Below are 19,833 nucleotides of genomic sequence, written 5' to 3' on the forward strand. Positions count from 1 at the left end.
GCATGAGTTGTATGCGTTGGTTTGTATGTCTGCTGAAAAGATTTAACCGCTTGCTCTGTTTTACTTCCAAAGATTCCTTCAACCTTTCCTTGATAGACTTCCACTGCTTTCAATGCTTCTTGAGCTTTTAATACTTCAAAGCTTTTCATCCCCATAGACAGTGAAGAAAACGAACCTTTCCCTAAAGCATTCATATTCTCTTCATTTTTTAACAGCCTTGATTTGAGTATTGGTGCGTTACTTACCTGTGGAGGATTATCTTTAGTCAAAGAAGCCAATAGTTTAGCTCTTCTTCTTTCCCTTTCATCATATTCAGCTATCGCTGCATTTGAACGCCTAACCTGACTTTCCACCATAGACTTTTTCTCTTCTTCTGGGTCTATAATTTCTCTTGGGGGGTATTTATAATCCATATTCCATCCATAAATTTTATTTTAACGTAGTCCTATCAAAAGGCGGTGTTCATAAAAATAAAGACAATGAGACAAGATGCGTAAGAGCATATCATAGAAAAAGCAGAGGCAAAAATTTGCTCAAGAGAGCTTAAAAGACAAGGATTATGGAATATACAAGCGAGGCGACTTTCTAAATATGTGGGTACAAAAAAACCGATGTTGTTCCCACAGCATCGGTTTTAGGGGGTTCGGCGTTTTTCAAGGTAGTTGTCATCATTCGCTTATTAAGCAGCTTTCAAAGAAGAGTTTTGGATGTAGGTTAACTTCTGGATGAACGACAGTTAGATGAAGGTTGTGGCACTCTTATTTGTAAAAAAAAGGAGCACATTAAGTGCTCCAAAGGAAAAGGGCAGTGTTTGGTTTATCTTAAGCAGTAGCGAATTTGTAAGTGCGATAGCCGCCAATCAGGTTACGGGCTTTGAAGCCGTTATTAACTAGCTGACGGTATGCTACGTTACCGCGTAACCCAACTTGACAGTAGATAACAATCTCCTTGTCTTTAGGCAGTTCGTCCATACGCTGACGCAATTGGTCTACAGGAATGTTGATCGCATCTTTGATAAAGCCAACATTTTCGAGCTCACCAGGGTTACGTACATCAAGCAGTACTTGATCGTCTGTTAGTGAGTCCATCTCATCAAAGTGAATCGGCGTAGCGTCACCCTTAATGATGTTGTTCGCGACAAAGGCCGCTTGGTTGATCACATCTTTGGCACTGCCGTAAGGAGGCGCGTAAGTCAGTTCTAAGTGTTGAAGTTGCTCAACCGTCATACCTGCACGTTGCGCTACAGCCATTACATCAATGCGTTTGTCGACACCATCTTTGCCTACCGCTTGCGCACCAAAGATCTTGCCTGTTTTTGGATCGAACAACATCTTGAACGAGACAATCTCAGCACCTGGGTAGTAACTTGCATGGCTAGCGGTATGAACGTAGACCTTTTCGTACTCAACACCATCACGTTTAAGTTGTTTCTCGTTTTTGCCCGTTGAAGCAACCGCGAGGTCAAAAATCTTACAGATAGCCGTGCCTTGTGTGCCTTGGTAAGTTTCACTGCGTCCGAGCATATTGTCGGCAGCCATACGACCTTGACGGTTAGCAGGGCCAGCAAGTGGAACTAGAGTTTGTGCACCCGTGACAAAGTCTTTTTCTTCGACTGCATCACCGACAGCGTAGATGCTAGGATCGCTTGTTTGCATCATTTCATTGGTGTAGATACCACCTAATTGACCAATTTGAAGTCCTGCTTCTTTTGCTAACTTAGTCTCAGGACGCACACCGATAGCCATAATCAAGATATCAGTGGTCAGCGACTCGCCATTGTTGAGAGTCAGGTTGAGCTCACCTTCAATATGCTGGTGTTCGGTATCCTCACCAGCGCCGATGCTGGCAATATGTTCATTGGGAATGTATTCAACCGCTTGAAGCGCAACGCCCAGTTTTAAATCGATGCCTTTTTGACGAATTTCAGCGTGAGCAAAGCCCGCCATTTCACGGTCGACAGGTGTCATTACCTGATCTGCCATCTCAATCAGGGTGGTTTTAATTCCCAACTGGTGGAAAGCTTCCATCATTTCTAGACCGATGAATCCACCACCAACAACCGTTGCGTGCTCTGGCTTGTTCATCTGGATGGTTTGCATGATGCGATCCATATCAGGAATGTTACGCAGCGAGTGCGTCAGCGGGTTATCAATACCAGGGATTGGCGGAACGATAGGGCCTGCGCCTGGGCTGAGGAGCAAGAAGTCGTAGCTTTCCGTATACTCACTACCATCCAGTAGGTTCTTAACCGTAACCTGCTTGTTGTGTCGGTCGATAGATATGACTTCGTTCATAACACGAACATCAACGTTAAATCGAGCTAAAAAGCTTTCTGGAGTTTGCAAGAGAAGCTTGCTGCGCTCTTTAATATCGCCGCCAATATGGTAGGGAAGACCGCAATTTGCAAATGAAACAAACGGGCCGCGTTCAAACATGATGATTTCGGCCTCTTCACTCAAGCGACGAGCACGAGCTGCCGCAGATGCGCCGCCAGCCACACCGCCGACAATTAAAATCTTAGTCATTAATAAACCTCAGTTAACGAAAGCCAAACTTTTTCAAAATGAAAACCGCAGGGCAGATACCTGTAAAGGCACTTTGAATCAAATTTACGCCGACAAAAACGGTTAACCATACAAAGTGACTACTGACTGTGAAAGTAAGTAGCACCGACAATAAAACCATACTTCCTGCTAGTACGCGAATCGCATTTTCCATTGTCATAATCGAGTTTCCTTGTTACCGATTAAATCGAATTAGGTTCAATATAGATTGTTCAATTAGAAAAGTCTAATGTTAATTTATCTAATTTTATGGATGCTAAATTAGAATTGACTAATTTTAATATTTGCGTAATATCTAGAGATGTAATCAATAAAGAGGCAAATCATGGCTACACAAGCAATGAACATCGCAGACATGCAGGACAACGCAACTCAGGCTGCTGATCTACTTAAAGTGATGGCGCATCCTGAGCGTTTAATGGTGCTTTGCCAATTGATTCAAGGTGAGGTGGGTGTAGGACAGTTGCAGCAAAGTTCTGCTCTAAGTCAATCTGCGTTTTCTCAGCACCTGACTGTGTTACGTAAGCATGACCTGATTCAGGCACGCAAATCCTCACAACAGGTTTTTTATTCACTTGCGGATCCACGTGTGGAACCGTTAATCCTGAGCTTACATAGCGTTTTTTGTAAATAAGAAGGTAATCATTTCGATGTTAGAAGTTGTTCCTTGGCACTCGTTATTTGGTGGAATGTTGCTCGGAGTCTCTGCGACTCTGTTGATGCTTTTTAACGGCAAAGTGGCCGGAATTAGTGGTGTGATAAATGGTTTGATCAGCCCACGAAGCGGTGAATTTTCATGGCGTCTGCTGTTTTTCACCGGCATGGTGTTAGGCGGACTACTGAGTGTAGTTCTGCTTGGCGTTGAAGTCCCAGTAACCGAAGGCATTTCTCTCTCTCTACTGATTTCTGCGGGTTTATTAGTGGGGTTAGGTACACGTATGGCGAATGGCTGTACTAGTGGACACGGTATCTGTGGCATTGGACGCTTATCGAAGCGCTCAATCATTGCCACCTGTGTTTTTATGTTGGTTGCTGGTGTAACCGTGTATTTCCGTTTACATGTTTTCCAATAAAGGCGGTTTGATGAACACTTTGTTATTTCGTTTATCTGCATTGATTAGCGGTCTATTATTTGGCGTTGGTATGGCGCTGTCGGGAATGATTGAACCGCAAAAGGTGATTGGTTTTCTGGATGTTGCAGGACAATGGGACCCAAGTTTGGCATTTGTGATGGGCGGAGCATTGCTTATTTTTATGCCGTGCTATTTTCTAGTGATCAAGCCTCGTAAAGCATCTGTTACCGGATGCGAATATAGTTTGCCTAGAGCAAAAAACGTTGATTCAAAATTGATTTCTGGTTCGGCACTGTTTGGCCTTGGCTGGGGAATCGCGGGCATCTGTCCAGGTCCTGCGGTTGCAAGTCTCGGTCTAGGAAATCTATCTATTGTGATTTTCTTCTGTGCTATGGTCGTTGGCTCGCTGCTGGCGAAAGTCATATTCGACAAGAGCAATAACCAGCCAAGTATTGTGAGATCCAGCTAGGATCCGTTGGAGGAGACATGGAACGTGCGGCAACCAAGGATGGTGTGATTCATTCTGTAATGAATAGCTTCTTCCCAGCAATATTGATTTTTATGTTATTGGTAGTTGGAGCAGCTGCATTATGGCTGACGCCAAAAGAGGAAGACCCGCAAATTGTTGTTCCGATGGCGGACGTATTGATTTCTGCACCTGGACTCAGCGCCGAGCAGGTTGAAAATCAAGTCACTGAGCCCTTGGAAAAACTCCTAAGTCAGATAGACGGTGTCGAATACGTTTACTCTTCATCAATGGAGGGGGCGGCACAGGTCATCGTTAGGTTTTACGTCGGTGAGCCACGAGAAGCGGCGCTAGTCAAACTGTATAATAAGCTCTATTCAAACCAAGATCGTATTCCCCCTTCGGTAAGCCGCTGGTTAGTCAAGCCGGTTGAAATTGATGATGTGCCTATCGTCGTTGCTGCGATCTATTCGACTGATGCAGACAAGGTTGACCGTTATCAACTACGTCGAATTGCTGACCAAGCGACTCTGGGTATTAAAGCCCTGCCTTTGACCAACAGCGTTGCCGTTATTGGTGGTGAGTCGAGAAAGATTCACATCGAGCTTGATTCACTTGCCATGGCTAACTTTGGTGTCACAGTGAGCGATTTGAACTATGCACTGAGCGTAAGTCATACCAAATCCCAAGCAGGCGCGGTGCAAATAGCAGGGCAGCAGTTCCAACTTGAGTCCGGTCAGTTGTTTAAATCTGCGCAAGATATTCAGGATCTTGTCATTGCAGTCGTCAACAATAAACCTGTCTACTTGCGCGATATTGCCTCTGTCGTCGATGGGGCTTCTGAAGCGGCAACCGACACTTGGTATATCTCTTCAGAAACCGCAACTGAGTATCCAGCGGTGTTTATCTCTGTCGCGAAGCAAAAAGGATCGAATGCGGTCGATGTGGCTCAATCAATAGTTGATAGATTTGACTTGCTTCAAGACGAGCAATTTCCCAGCGAAGTTAAGGTCGATATTATTAGGAACTATGGACAGACCGCTGACGATAAGGTGTCTAACCTGGTCTCTAGCTTAGGCGTTTCAATCGTTACCGTGGTGGTATTTGTCGGTCTGTTCCTTAACTGGCGTAGTGCACTTGTGGTGGGTATTGCTATCCCTATTAGCTATGGGGCGGCGTTGGGAATGGATTTGCTGTTTGGCTACTCAATTAACCGCGTTACCCTGTTTGCACTGATTTTGGCGTTGGGTTTGATTGTCGACGACCCGATCGCGAGCATTGACAATATTGAACGTTTTCTAAAACGAAAAGACTTGTCTCGTTCCAAGGCCATTGTGGCAGCGATGGCAGAGATTCGCAGTGCACTTTTAATGTCCACGGTCGCGATTGTGATTGTCTTTACCCCGATGTTTTTTATAACCGGAATGATGGGGCCTTACATGGCACCGTTGGCATTCAATGTTCCTATCAGTGTTATATTCAGTACTATCGTCGCGTTCTTTATTACGCCTTGGTTAGCCAAAAAACTTCTTAAAGCGACCAAACAACAAGACCATTACCAAATAGAAAATTCCGCGCTATACAAACTTTACGCGAAAGTTTTGACGCCTCTGCTTGCCAGTCGTCAGAAGGCGTGGTTGTTCTTAGGCTTAGTTGCGATCTTGTTTTTTGCCGCGGCAACCTTACCTGCTTTGCGTCTCGTTCCGCTTAAACTTTTGCCTTATGACAATAAGAATGAGTTTCAACTGGTGTTGAACATGCCGGAGTCCGCCAGTTTTGCTGATACTTCAAATGCATTGCGCGTATTCGCAGATTATTTATTACAAGTACCAGAAGTCGAGTCAGTCTCGGGGTTTGCGGGATTAGCGTCTCCAATGGACTTTAATGGTATGGTTCGTCATTACTTTATGCGTAGTGAACCGTATCAAGGTGAGTTGAGAGTGGTACTGGTAGAAAAACATAGTCGCTCAATGCAATCACACCAAATTGTTACGCGACTCAGGGAGGATTTGGAGTCCATTGCACGAAAACAAGACGCAGAGATACAGTTAGTCGAAGTACCGCCTGGCCCTCCGGTGATAGCGACCATCACGGCGGAAGTGTATGGAAATGAGCAGACAAGCTACCAAGAATTGATTACGCAGGCAGACATCGTTGCGCAGAGACTCAGAAGCGAAGCCTTTGTATCAGAGGTCGACACCAGTGTTCAGAAGCAACTGGAGACTTGGCAGTTTATTGTTGATCAGGAGAAAGCAGCGCTTTCAGGCATTTCAGTCCAAGATATCAATGCCACCATAACGGCGGCCAATAAAGGGCAAGTACTCGGTTATCTGGCCAGTGAGCAGGAAGTAGCGGCGCTGCCGATAGAAATTCGTCTACCAAGAGGTGAGCGTGATTCTTTAGACAGCTTGTTGCAACTCTATGTTCGTGGGCAAGCAGGGGTGGTGAAAGTGGCCAGTCAAGGTACGTTTAGTGATGCACCACAGCCTTTAGTTCAGTTATCGGAACTGGGTGAGTTTGTAAAAAGAGCGGTGGATAGTCCTATTTATCACAAGAACCTCAAACCTGTGGTGTATGTCTATGCAGAGTCAGTTGGCCGTGTGCCTGGAGAGATCGTTGCTGACGTTATTGCAGATCAAAATAGGCATAGTGAACGTGAATTTACCGACTGGAGCAATCGTACTTATTTTAGTAACGGTTCAGGCCAAAATTGGCAGTTGGACGATAATATCCATGTGGTCTGGAGCGGAGAAGGGGAATGGAAAATCACGGTTGATGTATTTCGTGACCTCGGAATCGCATATGGTGCGGCTTTGCTAGGCGTGTTTGTTGTGATGCTAATTCAGACGGGGCTGCCTGCTGTCTCTGGCATTATTATGCTTGCTATACCGTTAACCGTGATTGGTATCATGCCGGGATTTTGGCTATTAAATAGCTTGTCGAGCGGCATAAATGGTTATCCAGACCCGGCACTATTTACGGCAACCGCGATGATCGGAATGATTGCATTGGCGGGTATTGTGGTGCGTAACTCTCTTGTTCTCATTGAGTTTATTCAGCAATCCTTGGCTCGTGGCGAATCGTTAAACAATGCTCTACTTCAATCGGGCGCAGTTAGGATGAGACCGATATTACTAACAGCGGGTACTACGTTACTGGGTAACATCGTTATTACTCTCGATCCAATATTCAATGGATTAGCATGGGCAATTATTTTTGGTATTACCGCTTCAACGATATTTACGCTACTGGTTATTCCAGTGGTCTATAACCTCGCTTATCAGAATAAACAGGGCCATGGACTTCCTGTCTTGGAGGATGAACAATGATCAATCGTAAACTTTTATTAGGAACCGTTCTCTTCGCCGGACTTGCATTGGTCTTCCTCTATATGGCAGGCGTGTTCACACCTAAAGTCTCTACTCAAATGCAAACACGCGATGCAGTCAGTCAAACACAGCCAGTTGTCACTTTGGTTGCTACCGAAGAACGTGTAATGCGACAGTTTCCGGGAACCGTCGTCGCGGATCAAAAAGCGACGATAGCCGCGAGATTAACGGCAACGGTTGTCGAAGTGCTGGTTGAAGTGGGTCAGCCAGTCCGTAAAGGAGACGTGTTGCTGAGATTAGAAAGTGATGACCTTAATGCGCGAGTCAGGCAGACAGAGCAAAGCTTGTCATCTTCACAAGCGCAGTTAAATGCAGCGCGTAAAGAATATGCGCGAATCAAAGAGCTCCTGAACAAGAAATTGGTACCGCAAGCGCAATTCGATCAGGCTGAGAGTACGTTAAAGACGGCAATAGCGAATTTGGAGCAGGCGCGCGCGGCTGTTTCAGAAGCAGAAACAACGTTTGGTTTCAGCGTAATTACGGCCCCTTTTGATGGTGTTATTACCCACAAACCGATTAACTCAGGTGACACAGCGACACCAGGTATGGCGTTGTTGTCGATGTACAATCCAGACTCACTTATCGTTGAAGCGGATGTTGCCGAATCCGTCATGCCTGCTTTGTCGATAGGCGCGACGTTAGCGGTTGAGATCCCGACTTACCAGTTGGTGTTAGATGCGAACATCAATGAAATTGCGCCGGCGGCGGATAGCGGGTCGCGCAGTTACCTAATCAGATTGGGTTTCGATACCGAACATACACTCTATCCAGGCAATTTTGCCCGAGTATCTGTTGATCTAGGCAGTGAAAAAGTACTTAAAGTCCCGGTTGCTGCTATCTATCAAGTCGGTCAACTAGACTACGTTAAAGTGGTCGAAGAGGGGATGGTTCACACTCGACTTGTCCAATTGGGGGATGACTTCCGAGTGCGAAAAGGGCTTGTTGAAGGGGACGTTGTACTACTTAATCCCCGTGATTTGTAGCTAATGAATTTCAGTGCTCAGAGGGCAATGGTCGCTGAGTTGATGGTTAATCACATCGCTGATCGCAAACACATTTTGCTTGGGTGTCGATGCGGTTAGCGTGTCACTCACAATGATATGATCGATGAGTGAACGAAATTGGTGGGTCTTATTCGGGTTATTGCGTGACTTCACTTTACAATCCGCCCGACTGGCTTGTGATGCCAGTGATGCGCGAGTCTGGTCTGAGATACCTTTCCATAACCAATCATTTTGATACCCCATGTTGTGGTTAAAATCCCCAAGGATGATATAGGCTTCTTGTTTGGACTCACGAAGCCTTATCCAGTCATTGAGAGCTTGCCCTTGTCCCTTGAGTGTTTGGCACGCTTGGCTGTTATTAAATCGACCTGAACAGCCTGCTTTGAGATGAACGGAAAGCGCATGAAGCGGTTGATTGCTTGTTGGCTCAATGATGATGTAACTAGCGAAACGCAGTTTACTGTTGTTAGCGTTATCAAGACGAAGGTCTTTGGCGTCAGCCACTTTAATTCCTTTTCTAACCGCAAAGCCAGTGTATTGATTGATGCTATCAAATTGGTGATGCTGGTTGCTGCGTTCACTTCGCTCAGAAAAGAACGTTTGATATTTGGAGCCAATGACCTTGGTCAATACTTGCGCATCGTTCACTTCCTGAAATGCGACGACATCACTATTGATGTCGATAAAGTGACGGTTTAGTAGCTGATAGTCCGCGTTGCTTCTCTGCGATGCCGAAAACTCAGGTGATGGCTGGCTGCTTAGCCATTCAAAATTCCATGTTGAAAACGTCATCTGTGGTGCTGACACAGCAGGAAATGAAAAGACCAACAGGAGTGACGCAAAATTTGACCACGTTTTAGGGGCTATCATAGGATTTAATTCATGAACAGAGTTGCAGCCTTTATCCTATAAGAGGTCATAAAATTGCAAGTAGATTTAGTAGCATTTTTGCAATTTTCATCATTTTATTCTCATCTGAGATCAACCCCACTAAGATCGATTTGATCTTGAGCGAGGCTCTCCTTTTGTTGATCAAAATCAATACTTTTGCCTCCCTCATCTCGTTAAATACGCCACAATATATAGTGTCAGTCGAACAAGAAATCGCCCTATATAGTGTATTTGTGGATAAGTCTGTGGGTATGCTGGGGTAAGGAGAAAAGGTGAAACCAATCGTAATCAAGCGTGATGGCTCAAGAGCTCCGTTTAGCAGGGATCGCATTCAAGCTGCAGTGGAATCAGCAGCCGAGCACGTAGACCAAGAAATCGCATTATACGCACTGAATGTTGCGTTAGCGGTAGAGCTTCAGCTAAAAGATCACGATGAAGTCCACATCCACGAAATCCAGACCCGAGTAGAAAATGAGTTGATGCAAGGGCCTTATAAGTCTTTGGCACGTTCATACATCGAGTATCGTCATGATCGTGATATCGCACGTGAGAAGCAGAGCACGTTGACGCGTGAAATTGAAGGTCTTATCGAAGAGAGTAACGTTGATCTAATCAACGAAAACGCCAACAAAGACGGTAAGGTCATTCCAACTCAGCGCGACCTATTAGCGGGTATTGTTGCGAAACATTATGCCAAGACGCACATTTTACCACGTGATATTGTTCAGGCTCATGAGATGGGCGATATTCACTACCATGACTTAGATTACGCACCGTTTTTCCCGATGTTTAACTGCATGCTGATTGATTTACAAGGCATGCTGACACACGGTTTCAAAATGGGTAATGCTGAGATAGACACACCGAAATCCATTTCGACTGCAACTGCGGTAACGGCGCAGATCATTGCTCAGGTCGCCAGTCATATCTATGGCGGAACAACCATCAACCGCATTGATGAAGTTCTAGAGCCTTATGTGATGACCAGTTATCACAAGCATTTGGAGATCGCCAAAGAGTGGGATATTCCCAATCCTGAAGCGTTTGCCTCCGCTCGTACAGAGAAAGAGTGTTATGACGCGTTCCAATCACTAGAGTATGAAGTTAACACACTCCATACAGCAAACGGCCAAACGCCATTTGTGACCTTTGGCTTCGGTCTGGGTACAAGTTGGGCGTCACGATTAATTCAGCAGTCAATTTTGAAAAATCGTATTGCGGGTCTAGGTAAAAATCGTAAAACGGCTGTGTTTCCAAAGCTAGTGTTTGGCATTAAAGATGGGTTAAACCACAAGTCTGAAGATCCAAACTACGATATCAAGCAGTTGGCGCTGGAGTGTGCTTCGAAACGCATGTATCCAGATATTCTCAACTACGACAAAGTGGTAGAGATTACGGGGTCATTTAAGACGCCTATGGGCTGTCGTAGCTTCTTGGGTACCTACCAAGAGAATGGCGAGTTAGTCCATGAAGGACGCAACAACTTAGGCGTGGTAAGCCTTAACTTGCCGCGAATTGCGATTGCTGCCAACCGTGATGAGCGCCAGTTCTACAAGCTATTGGATGAAAGACTGGATCTGGCTCGTCGCGCGCTAGAGACTCGAATCTCACGTCTAGAAAATGTCAAAGCACGGGTAGCACCGATTCTTTACATGGAAGGGGCTTGTGGTGTGCGACTAAAAGCTGACGAACCGATTGCCAACATCTTCAAAAATGGCCGTGCATCGATTTCTCTTGGTTACATCGGTATTCACGAAACGATCAATGCCTTGTTTGGTGATGAAACACACGTCTATGACGATGCTGAACTGCGTCAGAAAGCGGTTGATATCGTCAAGTATCTAAAAGACAAAGTGAATCTGTGGGCAGAAGAGTCTGGTTATGGCTACAGCCTATACGGTACACCAAGTGAGAACCTGTGCAGCCGTTTCTGTCGTATTGATACTAAAGAGTTTGGTGTTATCAAAGGTGTGACAGATAAAGGTTACTACACCAATAGTTTCCACCTCGATGTGGAGAAAAAGGTTAACCCTTACGACAAGATTGATTTTGAAATGCCTTACCCACAAATCTCGAGTGGTGGTTTCATTTGTTATGGCGAATTCCCGAACATGCAACGCAATGTTGAAGCGTTAGAAAACGTCTGGGATTACAGTTACAGCCGCGTACCTTATTACGGAACAAATACGCCAATCGATGAGTGTTATGAGTGTGGCTACAATGGTGAGTTCGACTGTACCAGTAAAGGCTTCACTTGCCCGAGCTGTGGGAACCATGACTCGACTAAGGTATCTGTGACACGTCGTGTGTGCGGCTATCTAGGTAGCCCAGATGCACGTCCGTTTAACTTCGGTAAACAAGAAGAAGTTAAACGTCGCGTCAAGCACCTATAAATCGGGTAGTTGAATTGCAACACTAACAAGTAACATTGAGCCCAAAACTGGGCTCAATTTGTTTGAATGAGTAAAGTATGAATTACCGCCAATATTACCCCATAGACGTTGTAAATGGTCCAGGCACGCGTTGTACGCTGTTTGTCTCTGGTTGTGTGCATCAGTGTCGCGGTTGTTACAATCAGTCTACTCAACGTTTGGATTCGGGTATCCTGTTTACTCAGCAGGCAGAAGATCAAATCATTGCTGATCTCAACGATACGCGTATCAAACGCCGTGGGTTATCGTTGTCGGGGGGAGACCCACTTCATCCGGCCAATGTACCTCATATACTCAAACTGGTTAAACGAGTACGAGAGGAGTGTCCAGATAAAGATATCTGGGTGTGGACTGGTTACACATTGGCAGAGCTTGATGATGCGCAACGTGAAGTGGTCCAATATATCGACACTCTGATTGATGGTAAGTTTGAACAGGACAAACGCGATCTTAACCTTGAGTGGCGGGGGAGTTCGAATCAGATTATTCACCGCTTTAAAATCGACTAGTAGAATTTGCTGCAAAAAGGGCGAAAGTTAAATAAATGTTAAATGATTCGGATTTTTATCCTGTTTTGCACTTTAGCGCTGAAATTTTATTTCTAGATTTATAAATTAGATGTTAACTTGAAGGCCGTTACTTGAATTTCAAAGGGTTGTGACTTTCATGTTCTCTCATTTACCGACTCCTACATTGGATCCTATTCTTTCTTTATCCGTTGCTTACCGCAACGATCCACGCGCCGAAAAAGTTGACCTTGGCATTGGCGTGTATAAAAACAGTGCTGGTGAAACACCAGTAATGAAAGCGATTTCTCAGGCACAAGACATTGTTGTCGCCACACAAAAAACGAAATCTTACGTTGGTTTGGCAGGGTGTGAAGAGTTTAACCAGTCAATGATTGACTTGTTACTTAAAGGCACTTCAGCGATGGATCGTGTTGCTGCAATCCAGACTCCGGGTGCAAGCGGTGCACTACGTATGTTGGGTGACCTGATGAGGGTAGCCCAGCCAAATACGACGGTTTGGATTTCCAATCCTAGTTATGTCAACCACCGACCAGTAATGGAAGCGGCAGGTCTTAAAGTTAAGCACTACAGCTATTTTAGTCCTGAAACTAAGCAAGTTGATGTTGCTCGTATGATGGATGATCTTGCACAAGCGGGTCCTGAAGATGTGGTTTTACTTCATGGTTGTTGCCATAACCCAACAGGTGCCGACATCAATTTCGATGCTTGGAAAGCGATTACAGAGTTGTCACAGAAAAATGGATTTATTCCCTTTGTTGATATTGCTTACCAAGGATTTGGTGATGGTCTAGAGCAAGACGCACAAGGTCTTCGCCACATGGCTAACAACGTGGAAGAAATGCTGATTACCACCTCATGTTCGAAGAATTTTGGTCTTTACCGTGAACGTACCGGTGCTGCAATCGTGGTTGGTAAGTCGGTCGAAGATGTGAGTAATGCGAAAGGTAAGCTTCTCACTCTGGCTCGTGCAACTTATACCATGCCACCCGATCACGGTGCAGCATTGGTCAAAACTATCTTGCAAAATCAAGAGCTAACCGCAGTTTGGAAGCAAGAGTTAAGTGAAATGCAGCAACGATTGTTAAACCTTCGTCAGACTTTGTGTCATGAATTGAGAAATAGCCACAATACTTCACAATTCGATTTTATTGAGAGCCACAAAGGCATGTTTACTGTGCTAGGCTTTAGCCAAGACCAAATGATGCAACTCCGTGAACAATATGGAATTTATGGAGTAGGCGATGGTCGGATCAACATCGCAGGTTTAACTGAGAAGGACATTCCTTACGTAGCCGAAGCGATTGTGAACGTTTCATAAGTGTTTTGGGGCGAGTTTTCGCCCCTTTTAACACAGCAGTTTGTCAAAATTAGGTGACCGAATGAATAATACGTGGAAAGCACTAATTCCATTTATGCTAAGTGGCGGTTTAATCGCTTGTTCGACAACGGGACAACCTCCTGTAGAACCCGAGCAAAAACCACAGATTGAAGAACCCAACGTTGAAAAACCGCAAATCGAAGAGCCGAAACAAGAAATTGAAAAGCCAGTTGCGCCAGTCGTAAAACCTCAACAACCTGTCGTTGAATTAAAACCGAAAAAAACCTCTGATGGTAAATTGTTGCTGGGCGAAGAAGAGTGGGTCTATGTTCCGGGCTTAGATGCCAATTTCAAAGCGCGCGTAGATACCGGAGCGACAACCTCTTCTATCAGTGCAATCGATATTGTTCCTTTTGAGCGCGATGGTAAAGACTGGGTCAAATTCAAGATCGAGCATGAAGGTATCAAGAGCAAAGAAATTGCTCTGCCTGTTCAACGCTGGGTTAAGATCCGCCAATCAAGTGCCGATGGTAGCCACGAGCGCGCGGTTGTGGAAGCATGGATTCAAGTGGGCGAGTTGAAAGAGAAAACAGAATTTACTCTGGCCGATCGCACCCACTTAACGTTCCCACTATTACTCGGACGTAGCTTTTTTAAAGATGTTGCCGTTGTCGATGTCAGCAAAAAATACATTCAAGATAAGCACAAATAATTTATCTAATTGACCAAAATTAAGACCAGCACCAGGATTATGTGCTGGTTTTTTATCTCTCTAGATCATGTTTTTGTTTAATGAATCAGCATCATAATTAACATTGAGTTAATATCTGGCCGAAAAGTCAGCAGTGTGCTCGCTACTATTGAACCCTTAAAAGAACAACATCTCTGTACGATAGAGCGAAGCATTAAACAAACATTTGAAAGGAGTTGTCATATGAAGCACTTGTCTATGGCTATCGTTATGAAAAATGGCAAAGTGTTGGTTCAGGAAAGATTTAGAACATCAAAAGGCATGGTTTTCGAGTTTCCAGGTGGTGCAGTCAATAAAAATGAATCAGGCACTGACGCTGCAGCTCGTGAACTTTACGAAGAGACAAAAATTGATGGTGTGACTCACACGGCAACTTTCAGTGGCATAAATGATTTTGGTGGACGTATTTACTACGCCATTTTTAGTGCCACGGATGAGCATGAGCCGACGGTTGTGGGCAGCGAGCGTCAAAAGACTTTTCACTGGTTATCGCCAAGTGAATTGCCTCTCTCTGATTTCTATTCTGCTGATGTTGACTTTATTCAGCGTCATCTGGTTAATTACGCTTAATTCGGTTGCATTAATAGACGAATTTTGTGCAGATAGCAAAAAGCCAACGGATGTCCGTTGGCTTTGCGTATTTTAATTATTTTATTGAATTTCTAGCAGCTCGACATCGAAAATCAAACTCGCCGCAGGCGGGATAGGACCAGTGCCATTTTTGCCGTAAGCAAGTGGGCTAGGGATGTATAAGCGGAACTTATCGCCTACCGTCATGTAAGTTAGACCTTCCTGCCAGCCTTTGATCACTTGATTCAATTTAAAGCTGATTGGTTCACCGCGGTCAACTGAGCTGTCAAACACCGTACCATCGATAAGCGTGCCATGGTAATGAACTTTCACTGTGTTAGTTACTGTTGGATGTTCAGTGCCTTCGCCTTTATGCAAAACCTCGTATTGCAAACCACTTTCAGTCATGATGATATTATCGCGCTTAGCGTTCTCGAGGAGAAATGCTTGCCCAGCAGCAAAGTTTTCTTCACTCGCTTTGTGGTTTGTCCAAGTGCGGTAGATGAAAAATGCCGCAAGAATGAAAACAACGATAGGGAAGATGATTTTAGACATAGTTTCTTTCCGTAGAATTAAGGTTGTTGAAGCAAGAAGTTAATGGTTTCAGCAATGCTTGCCACATCTTGGTGACCGCTGGTTATAACCTGATATTTACCATTAACAATGAAAGTAGGGACGGCGTTGATCTGACCTTGGGTTGTGATGTCATCAGCGACTTGCATTGCAGCAAACAATTGTTTTTGTTGCTGTTCATCAAAGTCATAAGGACTGGTTAACCCACGGCTATGGAAGACTTGATCGAGTGCGTTCTTCTTATCTGTAAGTGTTGCACCATCTCCCATTTGAGTTGCAGCAAACATCTCGTTCATCATCTCATGATCGGGTTTTTTGCCTAATTGCATTTCAGCCGCGTAGTAGATCATTGCACCAATTTGTGCGCTCTCATTAAACGTTACGTGAACTTTACCGACCGACTGACCAGTGAGTTTCTCAATGGTTGGCATCTCATTTTCCATCTGGCGGCAATGACCGCAGTTGAGTGAAAATACCTCGGTAACTGGTGGCAAACGAAATGTCGCTAAGTTGACTGGAAGTTGTTCATACTGCTTTCCTTCCACGGGACCAGAATTTTCGCTGCAGCCGACTAGAAGTGCAGAAAGAGCAATAAAAGCAAAGGTTGCGAGTTTTTTCATGATGATATCTCGAATCGTGACGGTGTCGAATTTGATGAGTGACACCAGCGCGATATCTATGTGAGTTAAAAGTAGGATGATTTTACTGATTCAAATTGAGAAGCGAAACCATTCGATGACAGAATTGGGTGAATAAAGTATTTCTAACGATGAATAATGCGCTGCCTGCATTTGGCTGTTGATATAATTGTAAATATCGAAATAAAAATTGTCTGAAAAGGGCTAAAGATTATTCATTTTTGCCGATACAGATTATGTAGCGTAACGGAACTCACGGTGGACTCATGAAGCAAATTATATTACCCCTTATTCTCCTAGTGTCAGGCTGTAGCAGCATGACGGACGAGATGGCATTTTGGGATGATAACTTGTTGGACAGCGCGCCAAAGTCGGATTTTGATGTTCGCTACCCTGAGTGGGGCTCACAGCCTGTTATGTCAACTTCTGGCGTTCGCGGTCCAATGGGGCAACAACGTACTCAGAGCTATAGTGATTTACAGAACTTCCTGGTCAGCAATGGTATCGATTACGAAATATTGCCGGGTAATCATGTCATGGTGCGTCTCAAAGACACGATAAAATTCAATACAGGCTCGTCTCGAGTCGCATCTGATTCAAAATATTGGCTGGATATGATGGGAAGCTACTTGGCAACACAACCGAGTATCGACATTGTTATTGACGGGCATGCTGATAGCACCGGCGCGCCAAGCTTTAATGACAGCTTGTCAATGAAGCGAGCAAATGCAGTCAAACAGCAGCTTGTTAGTAACAGGGTCGCGATGGATTCAATTTATACTCGTGGTTATGGTGAATATGTGCCCGCATGTAGTAACAGAACTAAAGAAGGTAAAGCGTGTAATCGCCGTGTTGAAGTGCTGTTTATTGTTTCAACTAACTGATTAAACTTGTTAATTTATCAATGACTTGAAGCGTGCTTTTTACGTGCTTGATGGAGAGGAATGTTGTTCTGTATCAACTATTCTGCAATGTAACGGTGTAATAACCATAAACTTTATGATGAATTTCTAACTTTGAGTAGTTTTAGGTTAGCGTAGTGTTAAATGTCTGATAGGTTGACTCTCAAATATGAGATGTTGTTCCAAGAATTTATCAGAAAAATAAAGGCTACTTTGCTGTATGTTCAACTATTCGCTTTTAAACCACATTGCTGCTCAAGATCTTTCCCTCATCCTCAAGCTTGACAGCATCTATGAACATGTCCTCGATTCATACCCGCAAATGTCCCGTTTTTCCGTTGCGCTAATGGGTGAAAACAGCGTCTCCAACTACTATGTTAAAGACACTATGGCCGATGTGGGTCGTTATGACTTTGAGCAACATGAGCTCCGTGATAACTCCTCCTTAACCAGCATTGCTTATACTGCAAATATAAGAATAATCAGTGATTTACGTAAAATGTTTCAGACGGATCGTATTCGCGAACTGATCCGTTTGGGTCATAGAAGTAGCTACACTTACCCCATTTCGTATCAAGGCAAAACGATCGGTTTTATCTTTGTTAATGCCAAGGAGACGGGATTCTTTTCACGATGTGATGTCGAACGAGATTTTGCCTACCTTGCTCAAGTAGTGGCAAACCAATTTATACAATTATTCGAAAGCCAGCGGCATTTTCAAGCTTCGTTGGAAATTGCGCTGAAAATGGGTCATGCCAGAGATCCCGAAACCAAAGAGCATTTAACCCGTATGGGTATGTATAGTGAGTTACTTGCGCGCTTTTTATCAACAAGCTTGAGTGAAATTAGCCACCAATTTATTCACCGTATTCGTCTCTACGCGCCTTTTCATGACATTGGCAAATATTTGATTCCAGACGATATTCTTTACAGCGATAGGCGCTTCACACCGGAAGAGCGGGCGGTCATGAATAATCACACTATCTACGGCGAAGAGATCATTGATGAAGTGGTTCAGTTGTCAGGAACTAAGACAGTTTCTGAAGGTGAAATTCAATTCATCAAAAACATCGTAAGACATCACCATGAGTGCTTTAACGGCAAGGGGCTACCTGATGCATTGAGATCTGACAGCATACCGCTTGAAGCACGTATTGTGACTTTGGCAGATGTGTTTGATGCCCTTCTGAGTAAACGAGCTTACAAGCCAGCGTGGGAACTCAGCGAAGTCATTGAATACATTAAGCTTCAAAAAGGGAAGATGTTTGATCCGATGTGCGTCGATGTATTGCTTGCCAATTTGGATCAGTTTATGGAAATCCGTTCTAAGTATTTGGATAAAATTGACAGTCGAGAGCTGATTGCAAGCTGATGCTAATCGGCACTTATAGCGGCGAAACGTTAGTAAATAAAAAGCCCTTGATGATAAAACATCAAGGGCTTTTTCAAATCTTTCTACAGTCGGCTAGGCTGCGCTTTTAACAGCGTCGCTTTTTTTTTCGCTTTGCATCTTAGCTAGGAAGTAGACGTTAACGCAGGCAATGAAACCGTTTGTTACTACTACTGGCCATGCATCAATCATCAAACCGTATGCAGTGAACAGCGCACAGCCGATGAAATTAAGGACACGAAGGCGCACGATGTCTTTCATTGTTAGTGAAATAGCAACCATGATAGACGCTGCGTAACCTAAAATTTCAACCATATCCATAATTTGACCCTCTTAATTTTTGCCGAACGTTGTCGGTACCAATTCTTCTCTTCTTGAGATAAGTGAGGAAGCTCCATGCCTCGAATGGTCTAAATGATTAACTGAGATGAAATATAACAGGGCTAAATGTGTGATGGAAGCCCCAAAAAAGGGAACGGAGAAGGTTAGCGATTACGCAAACGTTTTACGCATTTTCGTCAAAAGTGATAACCAAAATTGTTGGTTGATAATGGGAAATACCTTACAAAGAAAAAGCCTGCACAGGGTGTGCAGGCTTGGCTAATTTGGCGAGTAACCGCTGGCTACTTTTTCTTACCTTGAATGACTTTGTCTTCTTCAGTCAGTTCGCGGATACGGCGGCTAATGTCGCGACGCTCTTTCGAGATTTCAGCGCTCTTGATGATATGGTCATCAACGCGATCTTCGTAGTCTGCTTTCATGTTCTTAATGATACCAACGATTTCTTCGTTGCTCATATCTGCCTTGATGTAGTCAAGTAGGTTTTCTAGAAGATCGACACGCTTACGGTTATCACGAACTTTCTTTTCGTTATCAATAAGCTCGCGTTTTAGCTTATTTTTTCGACGTGCTTGAGCTACGATTTCAAATACACCACTCATAGGTCCCTTTCCTAATATTTTGAAAAACTGTCAATGATTAAATCATAACATCTAGTGGGTTAACAGTCCTAAGATCAATCATTACAGTGTGTTGACGTTTTTATCGCCAATCTATCGGCAGACGATTGAGCCTGCTAGTGGTTCGATATATGATTTCCATATTCTGTGGCAAGGTACGATGTAATAAATGCGCACGTCCGAAATTATTATGCCTAGTGAGACAATAGAGCCATCGCCAGGACGGGCTAGTCGACTAGTCAAAGCATATAAGCATGAACGCACTCGGCAAGAGGTGACAGAGATCGAGCTCAACCGAAGTAAAATAGTGATGATCGATGAGAACGGAAAAATTAGAAAAGTTCCTATCCTCGCTGAACACTAGAAGAGCGTTTGCAACAACA

21 protein-coding genes are annotated in these 19,833 nt (G+C 44.2%); 13 read left to right on the forward strand and 8 right to left on the reverse strand.

Going from position 1 to position 19,833, the window contains the following annotated elements; all coding sequences use genetic code 11:
* The 3 genes from ACQEXT_RS07190 to ACQEXT_RS07200 form a co-directional block, all read right to left on the reverse strand.
* A partial coding sequence (locus ACQEXT_RS07190) for a peptidoglycan-binding domain-containing protein (protein WP_426951265.1) occupies window positions 1–413 on the reverse strand: 413 nt, incomplete at its 3' end.
* A 408-nt stretch (window positions 414–821) separates the two neighbouring features.
* Complete coding sequence (locus ACQEXT_RS07195; RefSeq protein WP_426951266.1) at window positions 822–2,525, reverse strand: FAD-dependent oxidoreductase; 1,704 nt, start codon at window positions 2,523–2,525, stop codon at window positions 822–824.
* Between the two features lie 13 nt (window positions 2,526–2,538).
* The gene (locus ACQEXT_RS07200) at window positions 2,539–2,724 is read right to left on the reverse strand and encodes a YgaP family membrane protein (protein WP_138970963.1); all 186 of its coding nucleotides are present in this window, start codon (window positions 2,722–2,724) and stop codon (window positions 2,539–2,541) included.
* A gap of 165 nt (window positions 2,725–2,889) precedes the next feature.
* On the opposite strand from ACQEXT_RS07200, the gene ACQEXT_RS07205 reads away from it, so the two are divergent.
* The 5 genes from ACQEXT_RS07205 to ACQEXT_RS07225 are packed head-to-tail and all read left to right on the forward strand — an operon-like array spanning window position 2,890 to window position 8,475.
* The gene (locus ACQEXT_RS07205) at window positions 2,890–3,198 is read left to right on the forward strand and encodes an ArsR/SmtB family transcription factor (RefSeq protein WP_269374852.1); all 309 of its coding nucleotides are present in this window, start codon (window positions 2,890–2,892) and stop codon (window positions 3,196–3,198) included.
* A gap of 16 nt (window positions 3,199–3,214) precedes the next feature.
* Window positions 3,215–3,637 (forward strand): YeeE/YedE family protein, encoded by a 423-nt coding sequence (locus ACQEXT_RS07210; protein WP_138970965.1) that lies wholly within the window; start codon window positions 3,215–3,217, stop codon window positions 3,635–3,637.
* Window positions 3,638–3,647: 10 nt separating this feature from the next.
* Window positions 3,648–4,106: a DUF6691 family protein gene (locus ACQEXT_RS07215; RefSeq protein ID WP_426951268.1), complete on the forward strand. Its 459-nt coding sequence runs from the start codon at window positions 3,648–3,650 to the stop codon at window positions 4,104–4,106.
* A 17-nt stretch (window positions 4,107–4,123) separates the two neighbouring features.
* The gene (locus tag ACQEXT_RS07220) at window positions 4,124–7,432 is read left to right on the forward strand and encodes an efflux RND transporter permease subunit (RefSeq protein ID WP_426951269.1); all 3,309 of its coding nucleotides are present in this window, start codon (window positions 4,124–4,126) and stop codon (window positions 7,430–7,432) included.
* Window positions 7,429–8,475, forward strand: coding sequence for an efflux RND transporter periplasmic adaptor subunit (locus ACQEXT_RS07225; RefSeq protein WP_331426720.1), 1,047 nt, complete (start codon window positions 7,429–7,431; stop codon window positions 8,473–8,475). Before ACQEXT_RS07220 ends, ACQEXT_RS07225 begins: the two co-directional genes overlap by 4 nt.
* Here ACQEXT_RS07225 and ACQEXT_RS07230 read toward each other — a convergent pair whose 3' ends face one another.
* A complete protein-coding gene (locus ACQEXT_RS07230) occupies window positions 8,476–9,366 on the reverse strand; it encodes an endonuclease/exonuclease/phosphatase family protein (RefSeq protein WP_426951270.1) in 891 nt (296 codons plus the stop codon).
* Between the two features lie 293 nt (window positions 9,367–9,659).
* Between ACQEXT_RS07230 and nrdD the strand changes: the two genes are divergently transcribed.
* From nrdD to ACQEXT_RS07255, 5 genes are all read left to right on the forward strand, one after another.
* Window positions 9,660–11,780: an anaerobic ribonucleoside-triphosphate reductase gene (gene nrdD, locus ACQEXT_RS07235; protein WP_426951271.1), complete on the forward strand. Its 2,121-nt coding sequence runs from the start codon at window positions 9,660–9,662 to the stop codon at window positions 11,778–11,780.
* A 77-nt stretch (window positions 11,781–11,857) separates the two neighbouring features.
* Window positions 11,858–12,328, forward strand: a complete 471-nt coding sequence (gene nrdG, locus ACQEXT_RS07240) for an anaerobic ribonucleoside-triphosphate reductase-activating protein (protein ID WP_426951272.1) — start codon at window positions 11,858–11,860, stop codon at window positions 12,326–12,328.
* Window positions 12,329–12,485: 157 nt separating this feature from the next.
* Complete coding sequence (locus tag ACQEXT_RS07245) at window positions 12,486–13,667, forward strand: amino acid aminotransferase (protein WP_269374844.1); 1,182 nt, start codon at window positions 12,486–12,488, stop codon at window positions 13,665–13,667.
* 61 nt (window positions 13,668–13,728) lie between these two features.
* Window positions 13,729–14,379 carry an ATP-dependent zinc protease family protein gene (locus ACQEXT_RS07250; protein ID WP_426951274.1) on the forward strand — a complete coding sequence of 217 codons (651 nt, stop codon included), beginning with the start codon at window positions 13,729–13,731 and terminating at the stop codon, window positions 14,377–14,379.
* Between the two features lie 222 nt (window positions 14,380–14,601).
* On the forward strand, window positions 14,602–14,988 hold the full coding sequence (locus ACQEXT_RS07255; protein ID WP_426951276.1) for an NUDIX hydrolase: 387 nt from the start codon (window positions 14,602–14,604) through the stop codon (window positions 14,986–14,988).
* 81 nt (window positions 14,989–15,069) lie between these two features.
* On the opposite strand, the gene ACQEXT_RS07260 is transcribed toward ACQEXT_RS07255, so the two are convergent.
* Both ACQEXT_RS07260 and ACQEXT_RS07265 read right to left on the reverse strand, forming a co-directional pair.
* Window positions 15,070–15,543, reverse strand: a complete 474-nt coding sequence (locus ACQEXT_RS07260; RefSeq protein ID WP_331416558.1) for an FKBP-type peptidyl-prolyl cis-trans isomerase — start codon at window positions 15,541–15,543, stop codon at window positions 15,070–15,072.
* Window positions 15,544–15,560: 17 nt separating this feature from the next.
* Window positions 15,561–16,181, reverse strand: coding sequence for a thiol:disulfide interchange protein DsbA/DsbL (locus ACQEXT_RS07265; RefSeq protein WP_331416559.1), 621 nt, complete (start codon window positions 16,179–16,181; stop codon window positions 15,561–15,563).
* A 284-nt stretch (window positions 16,182–16,465) separates the two neighbouring features.
* Here ACQEXT_RS07265 and ACQEXT_RS07270 point away from each other — a divergent pair, with 284 nt between their 5' ends.
* Together ACQEXT_RS07270 and ACQEXT_RS07275 are read left to right on the forward strand one after the other, a co-directional pair.
* Window positions 16,466–17,083, forward strand: coding sequence for an OmpA family protein (locus ACQEXT_RS07270; protein WP_269374839.1), 618 nt, complete (start codon window positions 16,466–16,468; stop codon window positions 17,081–17,083).
* 238 nt (window positions 17,084–17,321) lie between these two features.
* The gene (locus tag ACQEXT_RS07275) at window positions 17,322–18,473 is read left to right on the forward strand and encodes an HD-GYP domain-containing protein (protein ID WP_426951278.1); all 1,152 of its coding nucleotides are present in this window, start codon (window positions 17,322–17,324) and stop codon (window positions 18,471–18,473) included.
* Between the two features lie 93 nt (window positions 18,474–18,566).
* Here the strand turns inward: ACQEXT_RS07275 and ACQEXT_RS07280 are convergent, their stop codons facing one another.
* Entirely contained in the window at window positions 18,567–18,812 is a 246-nt protein-coding gene (locus ACQEXT_RS07280; protein WP_138970979.1) for a YgjV family protein, read from the reverse strand.
* Between the two features lie 302 nt (window positions 18,813–19,114).
* A complete protein-coding gene (locus tag ACQEXT_RS07285; protein ID WP_006878100.1) occupies window positions 19,115–19,432 on the reverse strand; it encodes a DUF496 family protein in 318 nt (105 codons plus the stop codon).
* Window positions 19,433–19,619: 187 nt separating this feature from the next.
* Between ACQEXT_RS07285 and ACQEXT_RS07290 the strand changes: the two genes are divergently transcribed.
* Complete coding sequence (locus ACQEXT_RS07290) at window positions 19,620–19,814, forward strand: hypothetical protein (RefSeq protein ID WP_138970981.1); 195 nt, start codon at window positions 19,620–19,622, stop codon at window positions 19,812–19,814.
* Window positions 19,815–19,833: the final 19 nt, after the last annotated feature.

Origin of the sequence: Vibrio sp. TRT 29B02 (genome assembly GCF_050113655.1) — a bacterium.
Classification (GTDB): Bacteria; Pseudomonadota; Gammaproteobacteria; order Enterobacterales; family Vibrionaceae; genus Vibrio.